This window comes from Parabacteroides sp. Marseille-P3160, from assembly GCF_900162725.1.
Lineage (GTDB): Bacteria > Bacteroidota > Bacteroidia > Bacteroidales > Tannerellaceae > Marseille-P3160.
The window spans coordinates 2,714,727-2,741,111 of the sequence record NZ_LT799418.1; the positions used below are offsets into that span (position 1 = coordinate 2,714,727).

The 26,385-nt window shown below is 43.6% G+C and carries 26 protein-coding genes; 2 read left to right on the forward strand and 24 right to left on the reverse strand.

Annotation, left to right across the window (positions count from 1 at the left end):
* The 9 genes from BQ8014_RS10745 to BQ8014_RS19725 all read right to left on the reverse strand — a co-directional run bounded on the left by BQ8014_RS10745 (position 1) and on the right by BQ8014_RS19725 (position 8,369).
* Complete coding sequence (locus BQ8014_RS10745) at positions 1-1,212, reverse strand: 6-bladed beta-propeller (protein ID WP_080904335.1); 1,212 nt, start codon at positions 1,210-1,212, stop codon at positions 1-3.
* Positions 1,178-1,432, reverse strand: a complete 255-nt coding sequence (locus BQ8014_RS10750) for an NVEALA domain-containing protein (RefSeq protein WP_160150076.1) — start codon at positions 1,430-1,432, stop codon at positions 1,178-1,180. Before BQ8014_RS10750 ends, BQ8014_RS10745 begins: the two co-directional genes overlap by 35 nt.
* 667 nt (positions 1,433-2,099) lie before the next feature.
* Positions 2,100-3,137, reverse strand: coding sequence for a BF3164 family lipoprotein (locus BQ8014_RS10760; RefSeq protein WP_080904337.1), 1,038 nt, complete (start codon positions 3,135-3,137; stop codon positions 2,100-2,102).
* 39 nt (positions 3,138-3,176) lie between these two features.
* Positions 3,177-4,355: a DUF4221 family protein gene (locus BQ8014_RS10765; RefSeq protein WP_080904338.1), complete on the reverse strand. Its 1,179-nt coding sequence runs from the start codon at positions 4,353-4,355 to the stop codon at positions 3,177-3,179.
* Positions 4,356-4,474: 119 nt separating this feature from the next.
* Positions 4,475-5,566, reverse strand: a complete 1,092-nt coding sequence (locus BQ8014_RS10770; RefSeq protein ID WP_080904339.1) for a BF3164 family lipoprotein — start codon at positions 5,564-5,566, stop codon at positions 4,475-4,477.
* 148 nt (positions 5,567-5,714) lie between these two features.
* On the reverse strand, positions 5,715-5,936 hold the full coding sequence (locus BQ8014_RS10775; RefSeq protein WP_080904340.1) for an NVEALA domain-containing protein: 222 nt from the start codon (positions 5,934-5,936) through the stop codon (positions 5,715-5,717).
* Positions 5,937-6,236: 300 nt separating this feature from the next.
* Complete coding sequence (locus tag BQ8014_RS10780; protein WP_160150077.1) at positions 6,237-7,103, reverse strand: DUF1573 domain-containing protein; 867 nt, start codon at positions 7,101-7,103, stop codon at positions 6,237-6,239.
* A gap of 32 nt (positions 7,104-7,135) precedes the next feature.
* Positions 7,136-8,086, reverse strand: a complete 951-nt coding sequence (locus tag BQ8014_RS10785) for a BF3164 family lipoprotein (protein WP_139785114.1) — start codon at positions 8,084-8,086, stop codon at positions 7,136-7,138.
* Between the two features lie 73 nt (positions 8,087-8,159).
* Positions 8,160-8,369, reverse strand: a complete 210-nt coding sequence (locus BQ8014_RS19725; RefSeq protein WP_080904343.1) for a hypothetical protein — start codon at positions 8,367-8,369, stop codon at positions 8,160-8,162.
* A gap of 134 nt (positions 8,370-8,503) precedes the next feature.
* On the opposite strand from BQ8014_RS19725, the gene BQ8014_RS10795 reads away from it, so the two are divergent.
* A complete protein-coding gene (locus BQ8014_RS10795; protein WP_080904344.1) occupies positions 8,504-9,874 on the forward strand; it encodes a sensor histidine kinase in 1,371 nt (456 codons plus the stop codon).
* Positions 9,861-10,553, forward strand: a complete 693-nt coding sequence (locus BQ8014_RS10800) for a response regulator transcription factor (protein ID WP_080904345.1) — start codon at positions 9,861-9,863, stop codon at positions 10,551-10,553. Before BQ8014_RS10795 ends, BQ8014_RS10800 begins: the two co-directional genes overlap by 14 nt.
* Positions 10,554-10,773: 220 nt before the next feature.
* Here BQ8014_RS10800 and BQ8014_RS10805 read toward each other — a convergent pair whose 3' ends face one another.
* From BQ8014_RS10805 to pstC, 15 genes are all read right to left on the reverse strand, one after another.
* The gene (locus BQ8014_RS10805; RefSeq protein ID WP_080904346.1) at positions 10,774-13,152 is read right to left on the reverse strand and encodes a sulfurtransferase TusA family protein; all 2,379 of its coding nucleotides are present in this window, start codon (positions 13,150-13,152) and stop codon (positions 10,774-10,776) included.
* 30 nt (positions 13,153-13,182) lie between these two features.
* Positions 13,183-14,058, reverse strand: coding sequence for a phosphate ABC transporter ATP-binding protein (locus BQ8014_RS10810; protein ID WP_080904347.1), 876 nt, complete (start codon positions 14,056-14,058; stop codon positions 13,183-13,185).
* Positions 14,059-14,177: 119 nt separating this feature from the next.
* Positions 14,178-15,446, reverse strand: coding sequence for a glutamate-1-semialdehyde 2,1-aminomutase (gene hemL, locus BQ8014_RS10815; protein WP_080904348.1), 1,269 nt, complete (start codon positions 15,444-15,446; stop codon positions 14,178-14,180).
* Positions 15,443-16,348: a glutamyl-tRNA reductase gene (locus BQ8014_RS10820; RefSeq protein ID WP_080904349.1), complete on the reverse strand. Its 906-nt coding sequence runs from the start codon at positions 16,346-16,348 to the stop codon at positions 15,443-15,445. Before BQ8014_RS10820 ends, hemL begins: the two co-directional genes overlap by 4 nt.
* A gap of 3 nt (positions 16,349-16,351) precedes the next feature.
* Entirely contained in the window at positions 16,352-16,816 is a 465-nt protein-coding gene (locus tag BQ8014_RS10825) for a precorrin-2 dehydrogenase/sirohydrochlorin ferrochelatase family protein (protein ID WP_080904350.1), read from the reverse strand.
* Positions 16,817-16,828: 12 nt separating this feature from the next.
* A complete protein-coding gene (locus BQ8014_RS10830; protein WP_080904351.1) occupies positions 16,829-17,545 on the reverse strand; it encodes a phosphoadenylyl-sulfate reductase in 717 nt (238 codons plus the stop codon).
* Between the two features lie 6 nt (positions 17,546-17,551).
* On the reverse strand, positions 17,552-18,841 hold the full coding sequence (locus BQ8014_RS10835) for a sulfate adenylyltransferase subunit 1 (RefSeq protein ID WP_080904352.1): 1,290 nt from the start codon (positions 18,839-18,841) through the stop codon (positions 17,552-17,554).
* A 19-nt stretch (positions 18,842-18,860) separates the two neighbouring features.
* Complete coding sequence (gene cysD, locus BQ8014_RS10840) at positions 18,861-19,763, reverse strand: sulfate adenylyltransferase subunit CysD (protein ID WP_080904353.1); 903 nt, start codon at positions 19,761-19,763, stop codon at positions 18,861-18,863.
* A gap of 6 nt (positions 19,764-19,769) precedes the next feature.
* Positions 19,770-20,738: a porphobilinogen synthase gene (gene hemB, locus BQ8014_RS10845; protein ID WP_080904354.1), complete on the reverse strand. Its 969-nt coding sequence runs from the start codon at positions 20,736-20,738 to the stop codon at positions 19,770-19,772.
* Positions 20,735-22,723, reverse strand: coding sequence for a uroporphyrinogen-III C-methyltransferase (gene cobA, locus BQ8014_RS10850; protein WP_080904355.1), 1,989 nt, complete (start codon positions 22,721-22,723; stop codon positions 20,735-20,737). Before cobA ends, hemB begins: the two co-directional genes overlap by 4 nt.
* 100 nt (positions 22,724-22,823) lie before the next feature.
* On the reverse strand, positions 22,824-23,672 hold the full coding sequence (locus BQ8014_RS10855) for a PstA family ABC transporter permease (protein ID WP_080904356.1): 849 nt from the start codon (positions 23,670-23,672) through the stop codon (positions 22,824-22,826).
* Positions 23,669-24,088 (reverse strand): PstC family ABC transporter permease, encoded by a 420-nt coding sequence (locus BQ8014_RS10860; RefSeq protein ID WP_080904357.1) that lies wholly within the window; start codon positions 24,086-24,088, stop codon positions 23,669-23,671. The genes BQ8014_RS10855 and BQ8014_RS10860 overlap by 4 nt, the downstream gene beginning before the upstream one ends.
* On the reverse strand, positions 24,024-24,521 hold the full coding sequence (locus BQ8014_RS10865; protein WP_080904358.1) for a type 2 periplasmic-binding domain-containing protein: 498 nt from the start codon (positions 24,519-24,521) through the stop codon (positions 24,024-24,026). The genes BQ8014_RS10860 and BQ8014_RS10865 overlap by 65 nt, the downstream gene beginning before the upstream one ends.
* A 100-nt stretch (positions 24,522-24,621) precedes the next feature.
* Entirely contained in the window at positions 24,622-25,470 is an 849-nt protein-coding gene (locus BQ8014_RS10870; RefSeq protein WP_080904356.1) for a PstA family ABC transporter permease, read from the reverse strand.
* Positions 25,467-26,375, reverse strand: a complete 909-nt coding sequence (gene pstC / locus BQ8014_RS10875; protein WP_087880504.1) for a phosphate ABC transporter permease subunit PstC — start codon at positions 26,373-26,375, stop codon at positions 25,467-25,469. Before pstC ends, BQ8014_RS10870 begins: the two co-directional genes overlap by 4 nt.
* Between the last annotated feature and the right edge of the window lie 10 nt (positions 26,376-26,385).

The window sequence follows — 26,385 nt, forward strand, 5'->3', positions numbered from 1 at the left end:
TCATTTATATAATACAAGTATTGGATTTTCTTCTTCTCTATTATGGACTATCAGTTTCTTCCGGTCCTCTTTTGTTATGATCTTACTATTGGCAAGGTACTGAATATCGGATTGCTTGATTTCGCTGATCAGATAGTCATTAGAAATAAGCAAGGGATCAATTCCGATTCCTTCTTTTGTTTTTTCAAAGAAAAAGCTTTTCCCTGTTTTCTTATCGTAAAACAGATTCTTCATCGTTTTTAAGTTGAAAAATAATTGAGTGTAGTAATATCTATCTGTTTGACCTTGCTTGAAGAAATAGAAAGGCATTTCTCCTTTCTCTAATAATCGCCTCAACCTATTTATGTCTTCATTCGTTGCGATATCTTTTCTTGAAACTAATTTATATTTCCCTATATTCAAATCATCTTTTCCCAAATTCCATTCATAAGCTAAAGCATAACCGCCCAGTGTAATTTTATAAATTTTGCCGGATAGGCAGATGTTAAAATAAAGATCGTCATTGTATTTATAAAAGACATTATTCGTGAGCATATTCATAATCATATCGTTTTTCCAGAAACTATTGATAGTGCTGTTAGTTGTCCTTGATAAGATACTTAGCCCATTCTCGTCGGAGGTAACATGAGACCATGTTATAATATGTTTGGCATCCAAGAATTCCATTCTTTGGTAGTTGGGAGGAGGAGAGGGGAGGTTGTATTTTTTTAGGAAAGCGCCTTCCAAATCATAACAGTAGATTGCTCCGAAAGGTGATAGCATTTCGATTTGATTTTCCGCCTCATTAATAACAAAATCATAGATTAAAGTATATTCTCCCTCTCCTTGTCCGACTCTCACTATTTTATTTATAAATTTCCCGTTCTTGTCAAAAATAAAAACTCCAGACAATTTATCATCAAAGATGTATAATTGATTATTATAGTAAATAATTTTCTTTAGAGACATAATCAGCGAGTTATCCGTTGTCTCCAGAGGAACGACACGGGCGCTTTCGAATAGATCCGAAATAGATATATTTACTTCATTCAAAGAAGCTTTAATGATCTGTAAAGCTTCTTCATTTTTTCCCCCTGGCAAGAAGAAAAGAAGATAATTATTAATAGAGAAAATAGTTTTTTCATGAATTATAGTTTTGTGTAAGAAGAATACTCTCCCTGCGAATGAATAATTAATCTCAACATCTGCAAGAAAGCCACATGTAGCCTTCAAACCTGCAACCCATCATACCATCCCATGTCCAACATTGTCCTATTCCATCGGAACAAGAACGGCTACATGTAATACCTGGTTCTTCACTTTGTGCTAAAGCTTCAATATTTGCCATAGAGATGGCGGATAGTTTATTCTCTTGTGAATTTAGGCTTATATTAAATGCTGCTACTGCGGTGATTGCTAAAACGGCGAGACCGCCAATATTTTGCTTTTTCATGCACATGTTATTCATAGTTTATCATTCATCATTTATCGTTTAATGTTCTCTTTTGCCGGGCATTCTCATTTCTTTTTAGGAGAAAGCGGGGGCGGGAGGTATTGTCTCAGGTTCCAGTATAGACAATGTTCCGCCCCTTTTTCCCTTAGTAATTTTTAGTAAATAAACAAATAATAAATGGGTAATAGGTTCCAAAATTGGGATTCAATTCTTACTCAATTCTTACTTAATCTCGATCTCTTTCATTGATCGACCATTCCGCTGATTTTTAATACGACCGACTGCTCTTTTGTGTTACAATAGACCGTGACGGTCTTCTTGAAGAATCCCAGCTACTTCAGCATTACTTTTACCTTTAGTTCCTCTCCATTATAGAATAATAGTAAGGTATATTTTTAATCAGAAAACAAGCAGCTTTGTATTTTAAGGAATCATTTCAAATTATAGCTGAATATTTTCTGTTTTCCATGATCCGAGACCTTTTTTCATTCTTCTATTTCCGTTTTAAAGTTCTTCCCCGGCTTTTCAAATTTTACTTCTCTTTTTTTAATTAGAAATAAAGAGAATAAGAAGTGAGACGAAACAAATATACGAAACATTCGTTATTCACTATCTAAAAACATTTTATAAATTTATTATTCAATCTATATATACGATTTCTTATGTTTCATGAAAGATTCAATTGTACCAATATATAATCTAATTCATCAGATAGGGATAATGCATATAAGTGTTTGTCATCAGGGCTTACACAAATCTTGTATAATTTCCTGTCTGATTTATAACATTTGACGTATTTGCCCGCAGAATTAAAAAGGAGAATATGACTTTCTCTGGCTTTCTCTCTCTCATCCATACTTTTTCCACTATATAAAACATAGAAATAGTGATCTGTTGTGTATATATCTGTAAAGTATTCTATATCTGTTCTTTCTATAGTAGTATTTGTACTTGCATTTATCCTTCTTTGAAGATCAGACGATAGAGATAGATTATAATAATTCCTTATCTCTAATTTATTCGAATCATTTAGAGAATAAAATTTTATTTCTCCTATAAAATACCCTGCAAAGGCAAAAATATCAGATTCCTTATTAAAAGCGATAGAGCCTTGCCCATAACGGTATTTTATTGATATATCGTTTATCTTATTTAGGTAATCGGGATAAATATTTATAACATTGATTAATTCTCCTCGTATATTATGAATTCCTATAGACCCCTCTTCGTAAAACCCAGCGCTAATATATCCATTATTGGTTTCGGTAATCCGATCAATATTTCCAAAATTAATTTGATTTAAGCATTGTACGGTGTTGGTTAATATATCGGAAATGAGAAATGTAGAGTACAACCCTTTTTGGCGTTCTAAAATTCCGATTGTATCTTTTTCTCTAATAGTCAACTGAATAGGCAGAATTATTTCGCTAGGTCCTTGTCCGATGTTTATAACTTCTTTCAGATATTTATTATTTTTATAATTGTAAATTGTAATGGCTTTCTCATCGACGTGGTCTGCAATTAACAAGAGACTATCTGATATTTTTAATTGGTATGGTTTACCCAACATAAAATCGATAGGTAATTCTTCACTTACCATAGTTTCTGCAAATTTTAGAGAAATGTTTTGATCTGCTCTTTTTTTACAAGAGAGAAGGAAAAACATTACCATGAGAATAGATAAATATAAATTATAAGATTTCATATTGAGTTTTATTTTTTATACTTATGCACTCTTATTCTTTCAGATCATTTCAGGTACGACCTGAAAACAGTTAAATACGATCTTGCCCGGAACCGAGCGTGGACTTTGGGGATGGATCCCGATATACAGACCTTTCCTACTGACAAACAGGAGGGTGGAGACATATTCATATTCCGGGAATAAAGTCTCCCCGATTTGGTGGAAATTCTTATCCATGATTATCACTGAAAACCGTTTCCTGCCATACTTCCAAGTCTTTTCCTGTTTTTCACCCGAGGCCATCCGGGTAGGAGGGTAGGCGATTCGATAATAGAAGTCCCTATACGGATCGTAGATCAGATTTCCATACATAGGCGCTTCATTCATTTTCCTGAGAGCCTCTTCATCTCTTAGGTTCCGCCCGTCTATGACCTGCAGGCTGTCGATATACCGGCTTTTGCAAGCAATCTTTTTTACATTGGAATGATCAGGTGAAGTGACATAGATGTTTTCATCAAAATAGAAGGAATAAATAAAATTCGTCCGGTCGAAACAGCGGCTGAATGCAAACTCTATGCCGACCAGGGAATCCGCTTGTTGTATTTTTTCCGAAATGGGATTGTTGAAAGGAAGTATTTCGACTTTATCTGTTTCAATATCGATTGTCGCGGCTACAGGGTTCTTACCCAGTCTTCTATTAGGAGCCTGTTGCGTAAGATAAATTTTACCGTCGAAAAACTGCAAAGGGGTGTTAATGAAAGAAAAGGAATAGCACGGCAACAATGGACGGTTCCTATCGTCTGCCTGATAATTGTATTTCCCGGCAATCCTCCCGGAAGTATCCGTCCGGATAATTGCCGACTCCCCTTCACGGCAAAGAAAGATGCTGTCAAGGCTAACGATCGAATATCCCTTGAATGTTCCGACCCAATTCTCTTCTTCCGTATTGAAGGGAATCGTAAACAGCCAAGCTCCGTCATGCATGTCATAAAATATTATTTCATTTGCATCGATATTTTGGAACGTAAGATACTCTCTTCCGTCCCTGTCCCGGAAAGGAAACATTAATTTCCTGATAGGATCGATAGCATTATCAATCGTGAGCGTAGAATCTTTCATCTCCTCCAAGATATAAGCCCCCGTAGGATGCTTCGGCGGGCTGTCATTTGTTCTTTTCTGATTGCAGGAGAAAAGAAACGGAACCAAAATCAGCAAGAAATAAGTCGAATGATGTTTCATGATCTTTTTTAGTTTATCCTAGTATAGTAATATAGTATGCGATCGAGATTATTGACGATAGCTGCCGTAGCAATCGTTTCAAATTATATTTCATTATAGGATTATCATTCCTATGTTTTTTACAAATCAAAATAAACAATGCGAGCTTCCTCCTCATTTAGTATCCCGTATAAACGTTTGGAATCCTCTGTTGCTGAGATAGAAGTTAGATTGCAGTCTAAGAGATAATGAGCGATTGGCCTTCCATCCCAATCGAACATAAAAACTTGATTCACTGTATCCGTTGCTTTTTGTACATTTTCCTTATCAATATTAACATTATGTGGTTTACCTAAGATGAAGATATAGTCATCTGTTGTTGACACGCATATGTTTCTTCCATTTGTATAATAATCTGTTTTTACCGTTATGCCCATATTAGATGAGATTTGTTGATATTTAGGTATTGTTGTGTAATTTCCATAGAATAACTTCAACTCTGTTGTACTAATATCGAATATCTCAAACATTTCACTATTTCTAGAAATGTATGCAATTCTCTTTTTTCCTGCATTGAAGCGTATAAAGCCATTATAAGCCGAAGCTTTTACAAAAGGCTGGACTCCTGAAATTTTATCTTGAAGCGGATAATCGCCAGTTTGGGTTATTGTGTTTTGTTCAGTATTAATTATTGAAAAGCGTTTGTCCCCACTATCCCCTATACCTAAAAAAAGCGATTCCCTAATTTGTAATACATTAGGAAAGAAATGATTGAATAATTCTTTGTTTTTTATGTTTTCGATAAGATTGACATTGATTATTTCTGATTCAAATAACAGGCTGTCATACGAACAAAAATAAAGTCTTTTGAGCATGGCATCCCAATAATTAATACCTTTTTCTGTATAGTTACTATAGAAATCCATTATACCAATTATTTCTCCTGGTCCTTCTCCTCGTTTTCCCCAACTTTTTATATATCGGCCCTGTTTTAGATCCACTGCTGAAAATGAAATAGGAGATTGAACATCTAATAAGATGAGTAAGTTTCCGTGTACTAAAGAGGCTACAGGATTTAATACATTTGTCGAGAAATTAGAGATCTCGACGGTCTGGTGTTTTATAGATTGGGGAGCGTTGAAAAGCTCTGTAATAGAACTAATAGGCCTATCTTTACAAGATGTAATAAAATACAACAAAAGGAATAAAAGAAGTTTTAGCTTGATTTTCATATAAATGTTAAATTAGTTGTTTTCTATCTTATACCATTTTCGATTAGATCGTATGGAATAAAATTTTACTTATCATAAAGTTTTAGAATAAAATCATTGATTTTGAAATGTAGGGAAATGGATAACCATTTCCCTACAAGTTTAAGTATCAAACACGTCTGACATTAATCACATAAATATCTCCATAAATGCAGTAATCTGCATATGAATAGGTACATAAAAAATCTTCACCTTCTCCACCAGCTAATGCTTCCACATTAGCTAAACTAATGGTTGAAAGATTTTCCTCTTGTGCACTGAGGTTCACATTAAATGCTGCCATAGCAGCTATTGCTAAAACGGCGAGACCGCCGAAAATTTTCTTTTTCATAATAAACAAATTTGATAATTAATAATTTAATTCCTTTTGTCCCGTCTTTATCCTTTCAACGGAACGAAATCAACTGATTTCAAAATTTAATTTCTACTTTTGCCAGGCAAACCTCCTTTCTTTTAGGAGGGAGCGGGGGCGGGAGGTATTGTCTCAGGTTCCAGTATAGACAATGTTCCGCCCCTTTTTCCCTTAGTAATTTTTAGTAAATAAACAAATAATAAATGGGTAATAGGTCCCAAAATTGGGGTTCAATTCTTACTCAATTCTTACTCAATTCTTACTTAATCTCGATCTCTTTTATTGATCGACCATTCCGCTGATTTTTAATACGACCGACTGCTCTTTTGTGTTACAATAGACCGTGACGGTCTTCTCGAAGAATCCCGGCTGCTCCGGCGTTACTTTTACCTTTATTTCTGTCCAACGCTGCGGGGAAATCGGCTGCTTGTCCCAGAGAGGTACCGTACATCCGCAGTAAGCGTCCACCCGGGCTATGACTAAGGGCTGCTGACCGGTATTGGTCAGCGTGAAGACGGCAGACGATTCTTGTCCTTTCTTTAAATTTTCTATTTCCAAATGGGGCTTCCCAACCTCTACCGTTGTGAGCGGAGCTCCTTTTGCAGCATCATCCCCGCCTATAATCCGTTTGTACAAATCGCCGATTTTGGGGTTTAGTGTGGGATTGCCTATGGAAAGCACATGGTTTTCTCTGTCCAGTAAAAAACATTGGTACTCCATTTCGGAAGGAAAGTGGTTCTGTTTATCAATTTTATTTTCATCGTCTATGAATACCGGATAACGGAAGCCATCCCGTTTCAGTAAAAAGGTCAGCTCTCTCCGGTCTTTCGGATGAAAATAGAAGATAAACTCTACCTGTCCGGGCATCAGCGAATCTATTTCTTCGATAAATTGACTCCAAAGATACGGCTTCAATTTGCAGCTTGTGCAACCGGTCGAATCGGTGTAGAGGAAGATTTTGTAACGGGAATCCGGCGGTTGTGGAGCGACACTGTCCCCTTCGGGATGATACAATTCCACATCGGAAGGCAGGAGGATGGTTTTTCCTATCCATTCCTTCACGATGTTTTCACTCTTTGTTCTTTTTTCGTCCTGGCAGGAAAGACAGAATATTCCGGTCAGGATAAATAGAATTAACCTTTTCATATTCATAATTTAAATCAATTATTTTTACATTACTATTCGAGCTTGTATTCCACAATCGGCTGGTTGCTGTTGACATCAAGAGCCGTGAAGATATGGGTTTGTTCGTTGACCGTAAAGCAGGTGACATGACGATCCAGAAGATATTGGCAGACCGGATTCCCTTTCAGGTCGAAAACACGGAGGATGCGCCCGCCTTCTTTCTTAATCAATCCCTTTTTCATGTCTTTGAACGTATGTCCCCAAAAGAGGGCGTAGATATGTTTTCGTCCGACCGAGACGTCACTATAGCCCATGATTCCGTCGGGTATAGCATATCCTTCCTTGGTATTGTAGACCGGTTCGCCGCTTTTTCCGTAAATCACCTTAAGCAATTTATTCTCCTTTAAATTATAAAGTTCGATCACTTCCCCCAATTGAGTGGCTATTGCCAACAGATGGTTGGTCGGATTGTAATCAATAAAACCTCTCCAGGCTTGTGCCAAAGGAATATCCGCCTTGTGAGACTTCCGCGTCGGAACGGAAAACAGTCTTTTTACGATTTCCCCTTCCCGGTTTACCAGGCAGATACGATGCTGGCCGCTATAGTCTGGTATAATAAAGGTGGAGTCATCGTAAAAGTCAAAATCGAGTGGGCGGATCAGTTCTTCCGAAAGTTTGATCTCACAAAGCAGCGTATCAGTTCCGGGAGTAAACGCCATTAATTGCCTTTTATTTGCATCCAACGTCCAGAGCCGTCGGTGCCGGTCGATCCTGATATTTTCAGCATCCGAGTACTCTCCGGGGGCTCTTCCAAATCTCATGAGCGAACGTTGATACTTCATGGAAGGATAGTCCAGTCGATGACAAAAATATTCGCTGGCGTGCAAATCCATTGCATATAAACAAGAGTCCATGATCCTTATACGGAAAGGATAGCGCATATAAACTCCTTCTGTTCTCAATTCTGTTGCTACGAGTGCTACGACCTTTGGGAACTCGATCATTTTATCGGTATTATTCTCCTCTTGACAGGAAAACAATACCAATAAAAAGATAAGCAAATAGGTATTAACTGTATTATTCAACAATATACATTACTTTAATAGAACTTGTCGGACAATCAAGACTTCCTATATAAAGACATAAATGCACTGGGTTTTCTCCGTTGCTTAGCGCTTCAATGTTATCGATCACTCCCCCCGTAGGCCTGCCGGCTGAGTTCAAATCCGTACTAAAAGTTGTTGTAAGGATTACTAAAGAGATGCAAGTCAAAAAAATCTTTTTCATATTATTCTGTTTTTATGATGGTTATTTTGCAAAACAAGCAAAAAAAATGTAAGGAAGGGAAGGATAAAAAGACTCAATTCTTGCTCAATTCTTACACGAAAAAAATAACTTTGTGAAACACTAATTCCAAGGAAATGAAAATCCGCATGAAATCCTTATGGCGACTTGTTCTCTTTGTCCTTTTAAGTATTATGCTCGGACAAGGAGTCTGGATTTATTATATGTATGAATCATACAAACAGGAATTTGTCTGGACAATTGAAAATTCATTGGCAAATGCCGTTTATATGGAAATTTCCGGAAGGAATGAACAATTAGGTGGAGTAATCAGTTTCGCACCCTACGATGTTCAGGATACCAGTCGATATATACGAAAAAAAATTACGTCAGCAGATACCGTTTTCTGGGTAAATATCGATCGATATGATAAGTACTCTACCTTAAAATTAGCCCAATTTTTAATAAAAGACCTCCTTCCTATAGATATAGCAAAGTTGGATACCCTTTTCCGGCAGGAAATTGGCAATAGTAGATATCAGATTGGGAATACGTATATGGAATATATTGATTTGAAGGACAACCGGATTATCCGGAGCGATAAACCGAAATCCTTAAGCGGCTCATACGTTTCGACCCGGGAAATCCCTATCGATATCAATAATTCACAAGGTATCCGTGCCTACGCCGAAGTTCCGTCGAACGCTATACTTCGGGATATGACGATTCAATTGATTTTGTCCGGAAGCCTTATTCTGATAACGCTTTGTTGTATTTTTTATCTATTTTATATCATATCCGAACAGAAAAAAATTGAAAAAATGCGGCAGAGTTCTGTAAATGCCATGACGCATGAGTTTAAACGACCTATATCCGTTGCCGTTACGTTGGCCAATTTGATTCCCATATATAAAAAAGATAAGAATAAAACGGATCGATATTCAAAGAATATATGCCAGGAATTAAATAAATTAACCTCTTACACGGAACAAATCCAGCAAATCAGCAAGAGTGAAAAAGCGGAGCTTCAGTTAAATAAATCGGAGGTCAATATCCGGGATTTCTTCAGTGCGCTGAAAACAAAATATACCGGAACCGAGAATGATAAAGCCGACCTGCAGATCCTACTGGAAGTGAAAAGAAAATCTTTCTATATCGATCCCGTGCACTTTGCCAATGTAATGGATAATCTGGTGGAAAATGCGATTAAATATTCCGAAGGAAAAGCCAATGTTACGGTTCATGTATTTGAACGCAAGGGGCGCTTGTTAATTTCGGTTAAAGACAAAGGAGTAGGGATGAGTTGGATTGATAAAAATCATATATTTGAGAGATACTACCGGAGCAACCATAAGGAGGTACAGCAGAAACCCGGATTCGGACTGGGCCTTACCTATGTAAAATTAATTGTAAAAGGTCATGACGGCACGATACGGGTGAAAAGCCGGTTGGGCGAAGGGAGTGAATTTATAATAGAAATACCTTGGACGGCTTATGTTGAAACCTAAAATTTTACTGGTCGAGGATGATTTGGGATTGGCCATTCCATTGAAAGAATTCTTTGAAGACAACGGGCTTTCGGTGGTTCATACGGCTGACGGAGCGGAAGTAATCCCGATCTATAAGAAAGAAATGCCCTCCCTACTTTTGATGGACATTGTCTTACCCCATAAATCCGGTTTCGAGATCATCGAAGAGATCCGGAAATACGATTTTCAAACGCCGATCTTATTGATGACGGGTAGCGAGCTTTCCGTTGGGAGCGAAGTCAGGGGCTATGAATCAGGGGCAATCGGTTACATGAGGAAGCCTGTGGCTCCGCAAGCCGTATTGGCTCAGATAAGGACACTTCTGTCGATGCCGGCCCTAAAGCATTACCGGATTGGCAGGCATGAGATCGTGAAGCATAAGCAGCAGGTATGGATAGACGGCCGGGAATTAAAGCTGCGTGAGAAAGAGGCGCAGGTATTCGAGATCTTATTGGATCGATACGGATATACGGTGCGCCGTAATACATTGTTGAATTCGGTTTGGAAGGAAGACCGGCATGAGTTGAACAGTACGCTGGATCACACCATCCATTCGTTGAGGGAGGTATTGGTTTCTTCCCCTTACCTCCGGATCGAAGGGATTTACGGCGAAGGATATAAAATAGGGAAATCCATAAAGGAATCCTCTAATCGTTAAAATACAATTTAGAAAAGATCCGTACTGGGAGATAAAAAAAGAGGATGCGTTAAAATCATCGCGTATCTACTTAAAAAATTGATAACTATGAGTGAACGCAGTCATAACTATGAACAACCGTAATCATAACTATGAATGAACGCAATCATAGTTATCAATTTTTGCAGGATTTCCTTTTACACATCCTCCTTTTTCTTAGGAGTTATTCAACTTTTATTGCTTATTTTTTCTTGATAACGACTTTCCAATAATCGTCGACGGACGTTTGTTCCAGTACTTCGTGACCTTCACTGCGTACAGAACCCGGAACATTGGCTATCGGCTGGCCGTCGTCTAAAAGAATTTCCAGTATTTCTCCGGACTGCATTCCGGAAAGGAGAATCTTGGTTTGTACAAAATTCATCGGGCAGGCGACACCGCGTAAATCCTTAAACTTGTTTGCCTCGGAGGCACCCGTTTGGATAGGCTCTGCCGCCGTTTCCGTTTTTACGGTTTCCGGAGCCTGCTCAACGGCCAGAATATTTTTAAATTGAAGTGAATCATCCATATTTTGGTAAAGATCGATTACCGTGTCCGCCAATTTATAAATCTCGTCTTTACGGGTCGAAAAATCGAACGTTTTATTGTCCCGGGCTAACTCTACAACCGGACGGAAAGAAGCGCTTACCAATCCGGCCTCTATAAAGTGGGAGAGGAAGAGGTCGAACGTCTCATTCGTCGTCTTCGGTTCGGCTCCGCGAGTGATCAGTAACATACGCGAGGCGGCAAAGGTCACTTCATATAACAACTCATTGGTCTTTTTCGGATCTTGTTCCGTTTCCAGGGCTTTTCGATCCTTGTTGATCGTTTTCAAGTCCAGATCGATCATATCGAACAGGCCTGCGGAGCATTCGCCTACCCCCCGGTCAGCGATACTGAACAGCGTCTCCGCTCCCCAGTCGAAATAATAGTTTTTATCTTCTTCAAAGGCGGGGATCTCTTTATGGCCGGCCAGGTATTTCCTTATGAAGTCTTTTCCTTCGGCATCCAAATAGGCCCGGAAGGTAGCGTAAGCCTGAAGTTTACCAATATAATCCCCCAATAAGGCAACGACGAACTCAGGAATGTCATGGGCGTTCAGGTCGCCTATAATCTCAGCCAGTTGCGGCGTCTTGCCGCGATTTGCTCCGGCATAGATCTGATAACCCGGATAAATCCGGTTGTTACGAAGCACTTTCCCGGAGAATCCCAGGTCCGCCCATGCTTGTTGTCCACAAGAGTTGGGACAACCGGAAATATGGATCCTGAAGCCGGCGAGCTTATCCAGATCCAACGAACTCTTAGCCAATGCACGGCGGATCGCCGCCGCCAGCCCTTTGGATAATCCGATACCCAAACGGCAGGTGCTGGCTCCGGTACAAGAGACGATATTGTTGATCAATACCGGCTGGTCTACATTGACAAGAAGCTTTTCCGCATAGCTATATACGTCGGGCAGCGCCTCATTCGGGATATTCCGGAGATGTACATTCTGCATCGTAGAGAAACGAACGGTATCTTCTCCAAACCGGGAAACAAAAGTGAGTAGTGCGCGGACAGCTTCCACCTCCTCCGGCTGGTCGAGAGGAATATTGCCGTGGATGAACGGTATCAGGACGCTGCTCTGGCCGGGTTGCACCTGCGGGGTTACGTATCGCTCCTTCCATAAATCATAAGCCGGGCCCTGAGACCGGGCCAACGGTGTATAGGAACTGCTTTTTGCTGTTTCTTCTTTTTCTTCCGGGATGAAAGGAGGCGTCGTCTTTCTTGCTTCCTCTAAGAATTGATTGAAAAGCCGAAGCGTTTCTTCTTTTCCCAAGCGGTAGAATATATAACGCAGGCGCGCTTTGTGCTTGTTCTTCCGGTTACCGTATTGGGAAAAAAACTGTTTGGTTGCTTCTGCCAACGCAAACAAATCCTTTTCGGGAATAAATTCGGACAAAAGCCATCCGACTGTTGGATTCGAAGCCACAGAACCTCCCAGGTAAACTTTGTATCCCCGTTGGCCATCCTTTATCTTAGCAATAAAACCAAGATCGTTCACACCGGCATAATCGGTATCTTCTTCATTCGTGGAAAATGCCAATTTCAGTTTACGGGGAAGCGTAAACGAATCGGGTTCGGCGATGAGTTTGCTCGTAATTGCCATTGCGTGTGGAGTAAGGTCGAAGACGTCCTTACTGCTGATTCCACTATGGATCGAGACCAGAATATTACGGACCGTATTTCCTCCGCCGCCTTTTGTCGCCAATCCGATCTCTTTCAGTTCGAGTAGGATCGGCTCGACTTCCTTCAGTTCCAGATTTTGGATTTGGATTTCTTGTCGGGTCGTAATATGAAGCAGGTTGGAATGATGAGTCTGTCCTATTTCAATCAGTCTTAGGAGTTGTTTCGGATAGATGACTCCGCCTGTGGTACGGATACGCACCATATAAACCCCGTCTTTCCGCTGTTCGTAGACGCCCATCGGCACCCGGGTAATCTTAAACTTTACAGGTTCTACTTTCCCCTGTTCAAACTGTTCCGCTAATTCGCTGAATTTGGTAATATCTTGAGACAGTGTCTCCGGTAGAATATACATATTATTGGTTTATAGGTCCGGCTTCTTCATTTAGCTGAATACCCCGGACAGATATTGTTTTGTTAATTCGTTTTTAGGATTATTGAAAACCTGGTCGGCAGAACCTGTTTCGATGATTTCACCCAAATAGACAAAAACCACGTGGTCTGCGATCCGTAAGGCCTGGCGTAACGTATGCGTGACGAGAATAATTCCGTATTTCTCTTTTAACTTGAGGAACATATCTTCGATATGACGGCTGGAAATCGGATCCAAAGCCGATGTCGCTTCATCTCCCAGAATAAATTGGGGCTCCACGGCCAGGCCGCGGGCCAAACAGAGACGCTGCTGCTGTCCGATCGACAAACTGGAAGCGGGCGTATGCAAGCGGTCTTTGACTTCCTCCCACAAACCGGCGGCTTTCAGGTTGAATTCTACAATCTGCCCCAATCTTTTCTTATTCCTGACGCCGTGTATTTTACATCCGTACGTGATATTGTCATAGATCGACATGGGTAGAGGAGTGGGACGCTGGGAGAGCAGGCCTAATTTTTTACGAATGTGGGTGATTTCTACTTTCCGGTCATAAATATCTTCACCGTCTACCCATATTCTCCCGTCTACTTTCACATTGTCCACATCATCAATCAAGCGGTTGATCGTTTTAAGAAGTGTCGATTTTCCACATCCCGAAGGCCCTATGATACAGGTGATTTTTCGATCCGGTATTTCCAGATTGATATCTTTAAGTATATGATTATCTTTTATCCTTACGTTCAGGTGACTGATCTTAATACTCGAATTTCCTTTATGGTCAGGAATAAGTATACGCTCGTTATTGTCCGGATCCGTCGCCAATTCCTTCTTCACATGAATGAAAGGAATCGACCGGAAAGCCTGGTCAAGAATAGAATGAACTGCTGACATATGCTTCTATCGGTTTGAATCTGTTTAGTCTTTCTGCAAAAGTAGAGGAAGTCGTTTATAGCGCAAATACCCTATGGAGGGTATATTTTTGCCTGATAATCGTTTCATCCCATTCATTTTCAAAGGCTCTTCTTCACAGCTTTCAGGAAATAATCCAGATCTTTCCGGGAATGTGCCGCCGAGATAAAGTTTGCCTCGAATTGCGAAGGAGAGATATAGATGTTCCTGGCCAGTAATTTGCGGAAAAAACGTGCAAATCGTTCCTGATCGGATTGCTTGGCGTCTTCAAACGAATGGACTTCATTCGGATTGAAAAAGAGGGTAAACAACGAGCCGATATGATTCAACTGCATTTCTTTTCCGCTGATAACGAACTGCAACTCTTCGATGAAATCGTTCGATTTTTTCTCCAGATCCTCATAAAAGGAAGGTTCGGAAAGCAGTTTGATCGTTTCGATACCGGCAGTCATGGCAATCGGATTCCCCGAAAGCGTACCGGCCTGATAGACGGGGCCCTCCGGTGCAAGCAATGCCATGATATCGTTTCGCCCGCCGAAAGCTGCCGCAGGGAATCCGCCCCCGACGATTTTACCGAGTGTTGTTAAATCCGGAGCCACTCCGAAACGTCCTTGCGCTCCACCCAGGGATACGCGAAAACCGGTGATGACTTCGTCAAATATCAATAAAGAACCGTACCTGTGGGTAATATCGCGCAGAAAAGACAGGAAACCGTCATTCGGCAAAACGATTCCCATATTAGCGGCTACCGGTTCGATTATCACGGCGGCAATGCCGTCTCCTTCCTTCTCAAAAACAGCGCGTACGGCAGCCTCATCATTATAGGGTATGCTGATGGTGTACTTCGTGAAATCGACAGGTACGCCGGATGAAGACGAAGCATTCAGATTGGCGACTCCCGAACCGGCCGATACCAGAAGATGGTCAGCATGCCCATGATAACATCCGTCGAATTTGATGATGATATTCCTCCCGGTATACCCCCGGGCCAGACGGATCGCGCTCATGACGGCTTCGGTTCCTGAACTGACAAAACGTACCTTTTCCATGCTGGGGAAAAAACGATTGACGAGTTGGGCCAAGGTAGTTTCCTGTACGGTCGGAATTCCGTAGCTCGTTCCGTTCCCGACCGCCTTTTTCACCGCTTTTTTTACTTGGGGATGGGAATGTCCCAGGATGAAAACGCCCCAGGATTGGCAGAAGTCAATGAATTCATTACCATCGATATCCGTCACTTTGGATTTGTTGGCCCGTTGGATGAAAAGCGGTGTTTCTCCGACCGATCTCAATGCACGGACCGGACTGTTGACTCCCCCCGGAATGTATTGGGAGGCTGTCTTAAATGCTTGTATGGATAATTCTCTTTTCATATTCTATCAATCAGATGAGGCAGCTTTTTACAAAAGGCATACCATTGGTATAATTTTTCCAGTTCCTCTTCGATAATACTTTCTGCTCCGGCAATCTCATCATGGCGTTGCTGAAGATGAAGCTGTACGCTTTTTTCAATTGCCTCCAGGTTATAAAGCTCGATCGTATCCCGTAGTCCGATCTCTTTATCGACGTCGCAGGGAAAGGATAAGTCGAAAATAAGCATTTGCTTATCCGGGGCGATTTCATCGGCATGAACAATAGAGTGGGGGGCGGAAGTGGCACAGATCAAGACATCGGTAAATTCCAGAAATCGTTTTTTATCTTTCAAAGGCAGGGCTTTAAAGTCATATTTCTCCGCCAGCGCCTGTACTTTCGGAAAATTCCGGTTGGCCAGGAAAATGCCTTCGCTCTTCCTTGTTTTCAGGAATTTAAGGATATCTTCAGTCAACTTATTGACTCCGATGATCGTTACCACCGACTTTTCCAGGTCTATATTTTTATTGCAGAGGATATCTACGGTCGCCTGGCTATGGGAGATGGCCCCCTCGGATATTTTGGTCTCCGTGCGTACTCGTTTTCCGGCATGAATCGCTGTTTGGAAAAGACGGTTAAGGGAAGAGGATAGTTTGTACCGGACACAAGCGTCCTGATAAGCGTTTTTTAGTTGTCCCTGGATCGCCCGCTCACCGATCAGGCTGGATTCCAATCCGGAAGCAACCCGGTAAAGATGACGGGCGACTTCATCGGGAATTTCTCCTTCGCCCCAATAAACTTCAATCCGGTTACAAGTTTGAAGAAAAACATGGGGTTGTTCCGGGTCCAATCGCAGGTTTCGAAAGTATTGTTCCCGTTCTTCGAGCGAATAATCGGTATGATTAATCGATTGAAATGAAATCATTTTTTATATATTTAAAAGTCCTTGGTCAATCAGTTCTTTAATTTGGTTCCGTACCTCGATGGAACGGTAAACATCCTGTGCGTTTGACGAAACGGCAATTGTCATCTGTCCTTTTTTATGGATAGCCGGCGAAATGAAGTCGCAGAGCACCGGATTATCGCAAACACTGGCCAGAATGCCCCGCTCGCGACAGGCCTGTTTAATTTCCGCATTCAGTGGTTCGTTTTCCGTACAGATATAAACTAAGAATGCGCCGCTCAGGTCCTCCGGTTCGTACTTCTTTCGGATGAGCGTAAAGGGCAAAGCTTCGAACCCCTCATGGAAATCCGGCGATACGACTGTCGCCCGGTCTACAAAACGGTTCAGGATAGTTGCCTTATGATAAGCTACCTTTCCGCCTCCGATAATCAGGATCTTCTGATCGGTGACATTGATGGATATAGGCAGAAACTGAAGTTTTTCTTTCATTGGAGAACTCTTTTAACGGCGGTGTAAACCGCATTCTTTATATTTGGGATCTTCCCACCACCACCTTCCGGCGCGAATATCTTCTCCTTCCGCAACGGCGCGGGTACAGGGTTGGCAGCCAATGCTCGGAAAACCGCGGTCATGCAATTTATTATAAGGAACATTCCGTTCCTTGATGTAATCCCACACTTGCTGTTCCGTCCAAAAAACCAACGGGTTTACCTTAATCAATCCGTTGGCTTTATCCCATTCGACGATCTGTTCGCCGACACGGGTAACCGATTGTTCCTGGCGTAATCCGCAAATCCAGGCGTCCAAAGAGGATAAAGCGCGCAATAGCGGCTCTATCTTCCTTACCCGGCAGCATTCCTTGCGTCTTTCTACGCTTTCATAAAAGCTATTCACCCCGTATTTCTTCACGAAGGGCTCGACATTCCTGTAATCCGGACAGAAAACTTCTATTTTTGTATTATAACGCATGTTCGTCTTATCGATCAGCGAATAAGTTTCGGGAAACAGCCGGCCGGTATCGATCGTAAAGATCCGTGCGGACGGATCGAGATTGAGAATCATATCCGTCAGCACTTGGTCTTCCAGTCCTAAGCTGGAAGCAAGAGCTACGCGCCCCTTATGCTCCTTCAGGAAATAGGATAGCACTGCCTCCGGTGATTGCTTGTTGAAGGTCTCGTTTAATTGGTTTATTTGTTCTTTCAAAGATGACTCGTCCATGCGGTTTCAGATGACAAATGTTTGTTCTAATAACGAATCGACGATCATTCCGGCGCCAACCGTTTCATGAGTACCTTCGTCGATGATGACTAAACTGCCTGTTATGCGGTTGTCGGCATACAGGTCGTATTTGAGAGGTTTGGATGTCTTGATCAGGATATGTGCAATGTCATTCATCTGCACCGTCTTGTCATCCTTGATATTTTCCAATGTGTTTATATTCACTTTGAAATAAACATCCTTGACGATACCGAACACTTCGTCCGTCGTATGGCGGATTACATACTTTCCTCCGATGCTTAAAGGGCGATGATTCAACCAGCAAATCATCAATGAGATATTGGAATCGATCCGGGGCAGATTATCGCTTTTCACAATCATATCCCCCCGGCTGACATCTACGTTGTCCGCCAACCGGATGGCTACGGATTGGGGAGCCGAAGCTTCCTCCAATGATTTGTCCGCTTCGTCGATTGCAGCGATAGTCGATTGTGTCAGCGAAGGCAATATGGTAACGGCATCGCCTACAGTGTATTTTCCGGCGGCTATGCGTCCGGCATACGCCCGGTAGTCGTGAAACTCGTCACTTTGGGGGCGGATCACATACTGTACAGGAAAACGGGCGGGCAACTCGTCGATCTCTTCTTTCACCGGAATCGTTTCCAGCAATTGCAACAGCGGTTCTCCTTTATACCAGGGTGTATTCTCCGATTTGGTTACCACGTTATCGCCGTCCCGCGCTGAAATCGGTAGGAAATATATATTTTTCAAATGCAATATGTCAATCAATTGCTGGTATTCGGCTTTAATTTTCTCAAAGACTTCTTCCGAAAAGCCGACTAAGTCCATTTTATTGACCGCCACGATTACATAAGGAATCTGCAGCAGGGAGGCGATGTATGAATGCCTTTTGGTCTGTTCGATCACTCCGTTGCGGGCATCGATCAGGATGACAGCCGCATCAGCCGTGGAAGCGCCGGTTACCATATTCCGGGTGTATTCAATATGTCCCGGGGTGTCGGCAATAATAAATTTCCGTTTTGGGGTGGCAAAATAACGGTAAGCCACATCGATGGTGATCCCCTGTTCCCGTTCGGCTCTCAGCCCGTCGGTCAACAAGGCCAGGTTGATTTCTTCATTGCCCAAACGTTCGCTCGCTGCCTTCACCGCTTCCAGTTGGTCCTCGAAAATCGATTTGCTGTCATATAACAACCGTCCAATCAACGTGCTTTTTCCGTCGTCTACACTTCCTGCCGTCGTAAACCGAAGCAGTTCCATATCTAAATATCCACTCATATTCTTTTCTACTGATTAATTAAAAATAACCTGCTTTTTTACGGTCTTCCATGGCCGCTTCCGAACGCTTGTCATCAGCGCGTCCTCCACGTTCCGTAACGCGGGAAGAGGCGATTTCATCAATGATATCTTCTATGCTGTGCGCCTCCGAAACGGTTAATCCCGTACAGGAAATATCCCCGATTGTCCGGCAGCGAACCCGTTTCCTAATCACTTTTTCGTCCGATTTCAGTTTCATAAAAGGATAGGCCGCCAACCATACTCCGTCGCGTTCGAAAACCTCGCGTTCATGCGTATAATAAAGGCTGGGCAATTCGATATTTTCCAGCAGAATATACTGCCATATATCCATCTCTGTCCAATTACTGAGCGGAAAAACGCGGAAATGCTCACCCAGATCCTTTTTCCCGTTGAAGATGTTCCATAGCTCCGGCCGTTGGTTTTTGGGATCCCATTGGCCGAATTCATCCCGGTGGGAAAAGAATCGTTCCTTGGCGCGCGCCTTTTCTTCATCCCTCCGCGCACCACCCAGAGCAGCGTCGAACTTATATTTGGCCAATGCATCCAAAAGAGTAACGGTTTGCAACTTGTTGCGGCTGGCATTGTATCCGTGTTCTTCCACGGCTCTTCCCGAATCGATGGATTCCTGCACGGAACCTACCAGGAGCTTGATGTTCAACCTTTCCACCAATTCGTCGCGAAAGGCGATGGTCTCCTCAAAGTTATGCCCCGTATCGATATGTAAAAAAGGAAAAGGAATCGCCGCCGGATAGAATGCCTTATAGGCCAGATGAGCCATCACGATCGAATCTTTACCGCCTGAGAAAAGTAAAACCGGCTTCTCGAATTGCGCGGCTACCTCCCGGATCACATAAATGGATTCTGATTCCAGCTCTTTCAGATGTGTTAATTTTTGACTCATTTCGTTTTATTTTGACGTTTTCTTTCCGAATTCTTTCGCGTAATAAGTAATAATATATTGCGCCCCGGCACGCTTAATGGAGGTCAGGCTTTCGAAGAAAATACGATCTTCATCGAAAAAGCCTGCCTGGGCTCCGGTTTTCAGCATGGCATATTCGCCGGAGACCTGATAAGAAACCAACGGATAGTCCGGAAACCGTACCGATGCCCGCTGGATAATATCCAGGTAAGCTAAAGCCGGCTTTACCATAATCCAGTCCGCTCCTTCTTCTATATCCGCCGCAATTTCTTCCAATCCCTGGTCTTTGGTACGGAAATCCATCTGGTAGGCCTTCCGGTCACCGAAAGACGGCGCCGAACCGGCCGCATCACGGAAAGGTCCATAGAAAGCGGAGGCGTATTTAGCTGAATAGGCGAGAATTTTTGTCGATAACTTTTCTTTATCCAGGCGTTTGCGGATGGCTTCCACCTGCCCGTCCATCATTGCCGACGGAGCGACAAAATCCGCTCCGGCAACGGCATGCTGGTAAGCCATCTCCGCCAATAGCGGAAGCGTGCTGTCGTTATCTACATCATGGTTGTGCAACAATCCGCAATGTCCATGCGAAGTATATTCGCAAAGGCATACGTCGGTAAACACGATCACTTCGGGAAATGATTTCTTAATGGCGCGTACCGCCCGGCTGACGATATTGTCCGCTGCAAAGCCGGCGCTACCTTTTTCATCTTTCTCTTCGGCAGGTATAACGCCGAAAAGCAAAATTTTATTCACACCTACGGAAAGCAACTCCCGTATATCTTCAAGTAATAAATCGACGGAAAAACGATAAATTCCTTTCATAGATGGAATTTCTTCTTTTACTCCCGTCCCTTCAACAACAAAATAGGGATAGATAAAATCCGCAACCGACAGATGGATATCTGCATACTGGTCTCTGATTTCCTGTGTAGCCCTATATGGTCTGAAACGTTTCATTTGATATGTTTGATTAATGACTGTTCAGTCGTTTTACCTTTTACGATGAATTGGATTCCTTCCGGTAGCTTCCCATATAAACGGGTGAAAGCATCGATGCCGGAAGGAGAGGAGAATACGATTTTCTGAAATGACGATAGATCTTTGATTTCCGCTTTTCTATTTACCGTATTCGTATAAACGGGAATATCGTAAACCTGATTTCCCATTTGGGTTAGTTTCCCGGATAACTGTTTCAACCCGATTTTCGAACGGGGAAGCAGGATCCGCTGGGCGGTCAGTTTCTCCTGTTCGAAATAGGAGAGCAGCCCTTCCGCAGATTCAGAGGTCGATTCTACTGCCGGATAAAGATAATAGGAGGCCAGCGCCTGCGTCGTCACCGGCCCCACGGAAGCAAATTTCACATGGGAAAGGGAACGGATATCCACAGCATATTCTTTCAGCTCTTCCATAAAGCAGGAAACGCCGTACCGGCTGGTAAAAATGATCCAATCGATGGAATCAAGCCGGTCTAACACAGCCCGGAGCGGTTCGTTCGGGTGGATCTTTTCTATTTGGATCAGCGGCGTATGGACGACATTGGGTTGGGATTCGTATTCACCCTTGCTCGTACTCGTTACCAGTACGTTTTGAGGCTGCCGGTTCTCAAACGAAACGACTTCACCGACAATGACCAGCAGAGGGGTCGGATAAGTGAAGACCGAATGCGTCAGCTCCTTCAGGTTAGAGAAGAACGTTTTCTGTTCCGGGAGCGAAACCTTATGAACCAAAGCAACCGGAGTCGTATCCTTCCAACCTTCGGCGATCAACCGGCGGGCAATCGAGGCGACGTTGGCGCCTCCCATGTAATAAACCAGCGTGTCCGCGTCCGGTGTTTGGAGTTTGGCGGCGGAATGCCCGGTTACGAAAGCGACGGAGGAGGCTACTCCCCGGTGTGTCAAAGGGATCTGCGTATAAGCCGCCAGTGCGATCCCCGAAGAAATGCCGGGTATTACTTCTACTTCGACAAAGCGGCTTTTCAGGTAATCGATCTCTTCCCGCCCATGGGCGAAAATCATGGGATCGCCGCCTTTCAGGCGTACTGTTTGTTTTCCGGAAACAGCCGCCCCGTAGAGTAATTCGTTTATTTCGTCCTGCGACCGGCTATGCACGTCTTTTCGTTTGCCGACATAGATTTTCTCTCCTTTGTATTTATGCAAGGCCTCCTTATCCAGCAAATCGTCATAAAAGATGATATCCGCCGCTGCCAGCGCTTTGTCTCCCGCAATCGTCAGCAAATCCGGATTTCCCGGGCCGAAACCGACCAGGATGACCTTCCCGTATTTCCGGCGGATATCCTTCTGCTGGAAATAGGGCGCTACGGGACTTCCTTTTCTTGCAATAACGGCCAGGTTTCCTTGCAGCGGATGGGTTTTGAAGGGGAGTATTTCAGTGATCCGGTCGGTCAGATGAAGCCGTTTCAATGCGCAGGTGGCCACAATTAACGAATCGATGGAACCGTTGTCCACCTGTGCGATACGTTCCTCTATCGTTCCACGGATGGCGATGATTGTCAAATCCGGCCGGAGTTTCAGGACTTCGGCCTTCCGGGTAGCCGAACTGGTGCCTATGCGGGAACCGGCCGGCAGTTGGAGCAGGGGGATAGAGTCCCGGCTGACTAATGCATCCGTCTTGTCGAACGCTTCAAGCAAGGCCACGAGCTCCAGTTCCGCCGGTAATGGGTAGGGAAGGTCTTTCGCCGAATGTACGGCCACATCCGCCCTTCCCCCGATCACGGCGAGGTCTAATTCGCGAGTAAAGAAATCGGGTGAAATCCTGCTCATTAGCGAAATATGCTTATGCTTATCTCCATATGATTCGATCGCCTCAAGCTGATAATCCAAATTGGGAAAAAAAGAAAATGCCTCTTTTACCTGCAGCAAAGATAATTTACTTTTACGACTTATCACACGAAGCGGCGATATTCGATCAATTTGTTGGTTCATGTATGAATTCTGTTTACGCCTGTAAAGTTAGCCTCTCTTATAAAGACCGCCAATACCATAAAAAGGGTATATTTACCCCTATAAAAGAAACGAATAATTCCTATTTTATTTTGTTCTTAGAGAATTTATGCATGATAAACCGGCTTATAATGCTTATTATTAATACGATAATGGTAAGCAATAAAGCGGCTGCATAGGCACGTTCGCGCACTTCCGGTATCGGACTGCTCAGCTGGAAGAATACGGAAAGGGGGAGCGTGGCGGCCGGTTGGGTCAGAGATGTCGGGATACTGTCGGTAAATCCGGCGGTGAACATGACTCCTGCCGCATCCCCGATCGCACGTCCGATGGACAGTAGGGTCGCCGTAGCAATACCCGGCGCGATCTGGCGGATGATCACTTTGCCCGTTTCCAGTTTGGTCGCTCCCAGGGAATAGGTGGCATCCAGCAGGTCTTTGGAAACCGACTGCGCCACTTCATCCATCGACCGGATAAAAATCGGAATGATCAGAAAAGTCACGACAATAATACCGCCCAACAGGGAGGTTTTCAATCCGAAGAAAATCATGATGGTAAAGGCAAACGCCCCGTAAACGATCGAGGGGATGCCGAAAAGAACATCGAAGGAGAGCCGCGTCAGATAGGCCAGTTTCGATTTCTTCTTTAAATATACATTCATGAAAAAAACGACCGGGATGCTGATCAGTAGTCCCAAAACCGTTGATCCTCCGACGATATAGAGGGAACCGACGATTGCATTCAGTATGCCTCCATCCTTGCCTAAATAAAATCCTCCGCCGGGTACCTGCGAAATCATTTCCCAATTCATCGCCTTCATCCCATTGGTTATGATTGTCCACAGGATGCTTCCGAAGAAGGCAAATACGCATAACGTAGCCGCCAACATGAGAAAATGGAAGAATTTTTCCTCGATAAACTTGAATTTCATAGTTTGAATTGTTTTTCAACCTCCTGCAGGAGAATCCGCGAGAGGAGATTAAAGATAAAAATGATGACGAATAAAACCAGCGCGGCAAACATCAAAGCCGATTCATAGAGCGGCAAGGAAAGCATTTCCCCGTAATTGTTGGCAATCAGCGCCGGAAGGGGATAGCAACCTTCAAAAAGGTTGCGGGGAATGTTGATCACATTTCCGCAAACCATCAGAACGGCCAGCGTTTCGCCAAAGGCGCGGGAGATAGCCAGTACAATAGCTGCGATGATCCCCGGCAAAGCTTTGCGTAAAACGATGAACCGGGAGGTCTGCCAGCGTGTCGCCCCCAAAGAGGCGGACGCATCTTTATAGTCTTTCGAAACCGTGGAGAATATCTCGACAAACAGGCTGACGAGTAGGGGAATAATCATAATGCTGAGCACGATTCCNCAGGACTTCGGCCTTCCGGGTAGCCGAACTGGTGCCTATGCGGGAACCGGCCGGCAGTTGGAGCAGGGGGATAGAGTCCCGGCTGACTAATGCATCCGTCTTGTCGAACGCTTCAAGCAAGGCCACGAGCTCCAGTTCCGCCGGTAATGGGTAGGGAAGGTCTTTCGCCGAATGTACGGCCACATCCGCCCTTCCCCCGATCACGGCGAGGTCTAATTCGCGAGTAAAGAAATCGGGTGAAATCCTGCTCATTAGCGAAATATGCTTATGCTTATCTCCATATGATTCGATCGCCTCAAGCTGATAATCCAAATTGGGAAAAAAAGAAAATGCCTCTTTTACCTGCAGCAAAGATAATTTACTTTTACGACTTATCACACGAAGCGGCGATATTCGATCAATTTGTTGGTTCATGTATGAATTCTGTTTACGCCTGTAAAGTTAGCCTCTCTTATAAAGACCGCCAATACCATAAAAAGGGTATATTTACCCCTATAAAAGAAACGAATAATTCCTATTTTATTTTGTTCTTAGAGAATTTATGCATGATAAACCGGCTTATAATGCTTATTATTAATACGATAATGGTAAGCAATAAAGCGGCTGCATAGGCACGTTCGCGCACTTCCGGTATCGGACTGCTCAGCTGGAAGAATACGGAAAGGGGGAGCGTGGCGGCCGGTTGGGTCAGAGATGTCGGGATACTGTCGGTAAATCCGGCGGTGAACATGACTCCTGCCGCATCCCCGATCGCACGTCCGATGGACAGTAGGGTCGCCGTAGCAATACCCGGCGCGATCTGGCGGATGATCACTTTGCCCGTTTCCAGTTTGGTCGCTCCCAGGGAATAGGTGGCATCCAGCAGGTCTTTGGAAACCGACTGCGCCACTTCATCCATCGACCGGATAAAAATCGGAATGATCAGAAAAGTCACGACAATAATACCGCCCAACAGGGAGGTTTTCAATCCGAAGAAAATCATGATGGTAAAGGCAAACGCCCCGTAAACGATCGAGGGGATGCCGAAAAGAACATCGAAGGAGAGCCGCGTCAGATAGGCCAGTTTCGATTTCTTCTTTAAATATACATTCATGAAAAAAACGACCGGGATGCTGATCAGTAGTCCCAAAACCGTTGATCCTCCGACGATATAGAGGGAACCGACGATTGCATTCAGTATGCCTCCATCCTTGCCTAAATAAAATCCTCCGCCGGGTACCTGCGAAATCATTTCCCAATTCATCGCCTTCATCCCATTGGTTATGATTGTCCACAGGATGCTTCCGAAGAAGGCAAATACGCATAACGTAGCCGCCAACATGAGAAAATGGAAGAATTTTTCCTCGATAAACTTGAATTTCATAGTTTGAATTGTTTTTCAACCTCCTGCAGGAGAATCCGCGAGAGGAGATTAAAGATAAAAATGATGACGAATAAAACCAGCGCGGCAAACATCAAAGCCGATTCATAGAGCGGCAAGGAAAGCATTTCCCCGTAATTGTTGGCAATCAGCGCCGGAAGGGGATAGCAACCTTCAAAAAGGTTGCGGGGAATGTTGATCACATTTCCGCAAACCATCAGAACGGCCAGCGTTTCGCCAAAGGCGCGGGAGATAGCCAGTACAATAGCTGCGATGATCCCCGGCAAAGCTTTGCGTAAAACGATGAACCGGGAGGTCTGCCAGCGTGTCGCCCCCAAAGAGGCGGACGCATCTTTATAGTCTTTCGAAACCGTGGAGAATATCTCGACAAACAGGCTGACGAGTAGGGGAATAATCATAATGCTGAGCACGATTCCACCGGCCAGCACCGTATATCCGTTCGTATACTCTACAAACTTCGGCCCCACAGAGTCGGCAATCCAGGGAACAATCACCAATGTTCCCCATACGCCGTAAACGACCGGCGGTATGCCTGCCAGAATGTCGAGTACGGGAAACAGGAGTTTCTTTACCCACGCTTTCGCGTTTTCCGTCACATAAAGTGCTGTGAGGAGCGATATGGGTAGGGCGATCAATACCGACAATACCGTCACATAGATCGAACCGGCAATGAATGAGAAAAAGCCGAACTCTCCTTTCATCGGGCTCCATTCCGAACTGGATAAAAGTTTCCATAGTGACTGGTCGGACAGGATGGTCGTGGATTTCCAATATAACCCGGCGCCCATGGCGACGAGGATAAACAAGGACAATCCTGTCAGGATAAGCATGATCCCTCTGGCAGACTTGTCCTTGAGGACTCTGAATTTAAGTAGGTTTATGGACATTTGTCAAGAT